The organism is Catonella sp., assembly GCF_052173895.1.
Lineage (GTDB): Bacteria > Bacillota > Clostridia > Lachnospirales > Lachnospiraceae > Catonella.
In genome coordinates, this window is record NZ_JBQMXS010000089.1 from 1 (window position 1) to 3601 (window position 3601).

General features: G+C 38.2%; 1 protein-coding gene. It reads right to left on the bottom strand.

The window, feature by feature from the left end; translation table 11 throughout:
• Nucleotides 1–151 precede the first annotated feature (151 nt).
• The coding region (locus ACTTG8_RS09945; RefSeq protein ID WP_442561951.1) for a phosphoribosylformylglycinamidine synthase at nt 152–3601 on the bottom strand (3450 nt) is incomplete at its 5' end.

Below are 3601 nucleotides of genomic sequence, written 5' to 3' on the forward strand. Positions count from 1 at the left end.
AAACAAAATAAATTTTATCTCATTTAACTATTGACATTTATTAGCTGGACTTTCAATATTTGAATCTTTGATTTTGTTTATCTTTTCTTAATTATAACCCCTATACTTTTTAATTTCAATAAATATCGTTATATAATATCATATTAGATACCTACCTATAATACTCCACACCACTCTCAAATATACCTTGATTTTTCTCTCCTACTATATTTACAGCTACATTTTCTCCTATTCTCTCAGAATGGCACATTTTACCAAGTACCCTTCCATCAGGACTTATGATGCCTTCAACCGCCATATAAGAGCCGTTTGGATTAAATCTTTCATCCATAGTTACATTGCCCTCTGCATCTGCATATCTGAAAGCTATCTGACCATTTTCAGAAAGTTTCTTAAGCCATTCTTCATTTGCCACAAATCTTCCTTCACCATGTGAGGCAGGAATTGAATATGTCTTTCCAAGTTCTATATTCATAAGCCATGGAGACTTGTTTGTAACTGCCTTTGTATATACAGACTGTGAAATATGCCTACCTATCTTATTAGTAGTAAGGGTAGGTGAGGTTTCTTCTATCTTAGTTATCTCTCCGTAAGGCACAAGTCCAAGCTTGATAAGTGCCTGAAAACCATTACAGATACCAAGTACAAGACCATCTCTCTCTTTAAGTAACTTGTTGGTTTCCTCAGCTATTTGTGGATTTCTAAATACAGAGGCTATAAACTTAGCTGAACCGTCAGGCTCATCACCTGCTGAGAAACCACCAGGAAACATTATTATCTGAGAATTCTTTATAGCCTTTACATACTCAGCAACAGAATCCTTTATATTCTGTGCATTAAGATTCTTAAATACCACCATCTGAACCTCTGCACCTGCTTTCTTAAAGGCCTTAGTTAAATCATATTCACAGTTAGTTCCGGGGAATACAGGTATAAATACCCTAGGCTTTGCTATCTTTTCTTTAGCTATATAAAGCTTTACCTCATTCTTTCTTGCAAAGTCTATCTCAGTTCTTACATCATAAAGTTTCTCATTAAGCTTTTCTACTGCCTCACCTGTCTTTGTAGGATATACCTTTTCAAGCTTACCCTCCCAAGCCTCAAGCATTTCTCCTATGTATATACTTGTATTTGCAAATTCAAATTTTTTGTCCTCAGTAACTTCACCTAATCTAATCACATCAAATCCTGAGTTCATTATCTCTTCCAAATCAGCTACATTTACTTCTGCAACTATAGCCGAAAAATCAGGCTTAAAGAAATCTTTATCTGTAAGCTTTTCATCAAATTTAACACCGAACTTATTACCAAAAGCCATCTTGCTGACTGCCTCAGCTACACCATACCTCCCAAGTGCATAAGCCGACACTATCTTCTTTTTGTGAATGAACTCTGTAATCTTATTGTAGGTATCAATCAACTTCTCAAAAACAGGGAGTTTAAACTCATCTTCCTCAATCTTAAATTTAACAAGCACATTTCCGGCTTTTTTGAGTTCAGGACTGATAACCTCTCCTGCCTTGCCTGTATCTACTGCAAAACTTACTAAAGTAGGAGGTACGTCTATATCATTAAAACTGCCTGACATACTGTCCTTACCACCAATAGAGGCAAGTCCCAGTTTCATCTGCACTTCATACGCCCCAAGCAGTGCTGCAAGAGGTTCTCCCCATCTCTCAGCCTTATCCTCAAGCCTCTTAAAATACTCCTGAAATGTGAAATGAATCTTTGACATATCCCCACCTGCTGCAACTATTTTTGCAACAGAGTTTATAACTGCATATATCGCACCATGATAAGGGCTTTCCTTTGAAATATAAGGGTCAAAGCCGTAGCTCATAAGGGTAACTGCATCGCTTTCACCAATGTCATTCGGCAGTTTTGCTATCATAGTCTGAATAGGGCTTAACTGATACTTACCACCAAAAGGCATAGTTACAGTAGCAGCCCCTATAGAACTGTCAAACCTCTCTACAAGCCCTTTCTTACTGCACACATTTAAATTATTTAACAAGGACAGCCAAGCCTCTTTAAGACTTTTGCCTGCAAACTCCTTATTATGATCTTCATAAAATTTGTCCGGATTAGGAGCTGATACACTTGCTTTAGCTTCACTTCTTGCTCCATTTGTATCAATAAATTCCCTGCTTATATTTACAATTTCCTTACCACGCCATTCCATCACAAGACGAGGCTCTTTTGTAACTTCTGCCACAACTACGGCTACAAGATTTTCTTCCTCAGCAAATTTAAGCATAGCTGCCACATCTTTACTGTCTACAACTATTGCCATTCTTTCCTGAGACTCGGAAATAGCTATCTCAGTACCGTCAAGTCCTGCATATTTCTTAGGCACTTTATCAAGATTAATATGAAGTCCTGCTGCAAGCTCTCCTATTGCTACCGATACTCCACCTGCTCCAAAATCATTACACTTCTTTATAAGCTTAGTTATCTCAGGTCTTCTGAAAAATCTCTGAATCTTTCTTTCTGTAGGAGCATTTCCCTTTTGTACTTCAGCTCCACAGACTTCTATTGATTTGGTTGTATGCGACTTAGACGAGCCTGTAGCCCCTCCTATTCCGTCACGCCCCGTACGCCCTCCAAGCAAAATAATCTGATCTCCGGGATCTGAATTTTCACGAATTACATTCTTTCTTCTTGCAGCTCCCATAACTGCACCTATTTCAAGACGCTTTGCCACATAATCAGGATGATAAATTTCATCTACCAAGCCTGTTGCAAGCCCAATCTGATTACCGTAAGAACTGTATCCTGCTGCTGCCCCTGTTACTATCTTTCTCTGAGGCAACTTACCCTTTATTGTTTCTGAAAGTGGACGGGTAGGATCTGCCGCACCTGTCACACGCATTGCCTGATATACATATCCTCTTCCCGAAAGTGGATCTCTAATAGCTCCACCAAGACAGGTAGCCGCACCTCCAAAAGGCTCTATCTCGGTAGGATGGTTATGTGTTTCATTTTTAAAGAAAACAAGCCATTCTTCCGTATGTTTAGTTCCATCCTCTAAAACCTCCTCTACCGGCACTACAATGGAGCAGGCATTTATCTCATCAGAAACTTCCATATCATTAAGTTTGCCCATTGCTCTAAGCTGTTTCATGCCCATAAGTGCTATATCCATAAGACAGATATACTTATCATCTCTTCCCTCATACAGCTTGGCAAAATTAGATTTATAACTCTCAAAGCTTTCTACCAAAGGCTTTGTATACTTTCCTTCTTCAAAACTGACTTCTGTAAGTTCAGTAAGAAAGGTTGTATGACGGCAGTGATCCGACCAGTAAGTATCTAACATCCTAATCTCGGTAACACTTGGATCTCTCTTTTCTTCTTCTTCTGAAAAATATTTTCTTATAAATAAAAAGTCCTTAAATGTCATAGCAAGATTAAGTGAAGAATAAAGTTCCTTAAGCTCGTCTTCGGACATAGTTCTAAAGCCTTCGAAGATTTTTACATCCGGAGGCTCAGGGAAATTTTGAACTATGGTTTCAGGTTTATCCTTAGCTGCTTCCCTTGAATCAACAGGATTAATAAGATATGCTTTTATATCATCAAATTCTTTATCATTTATTTCACC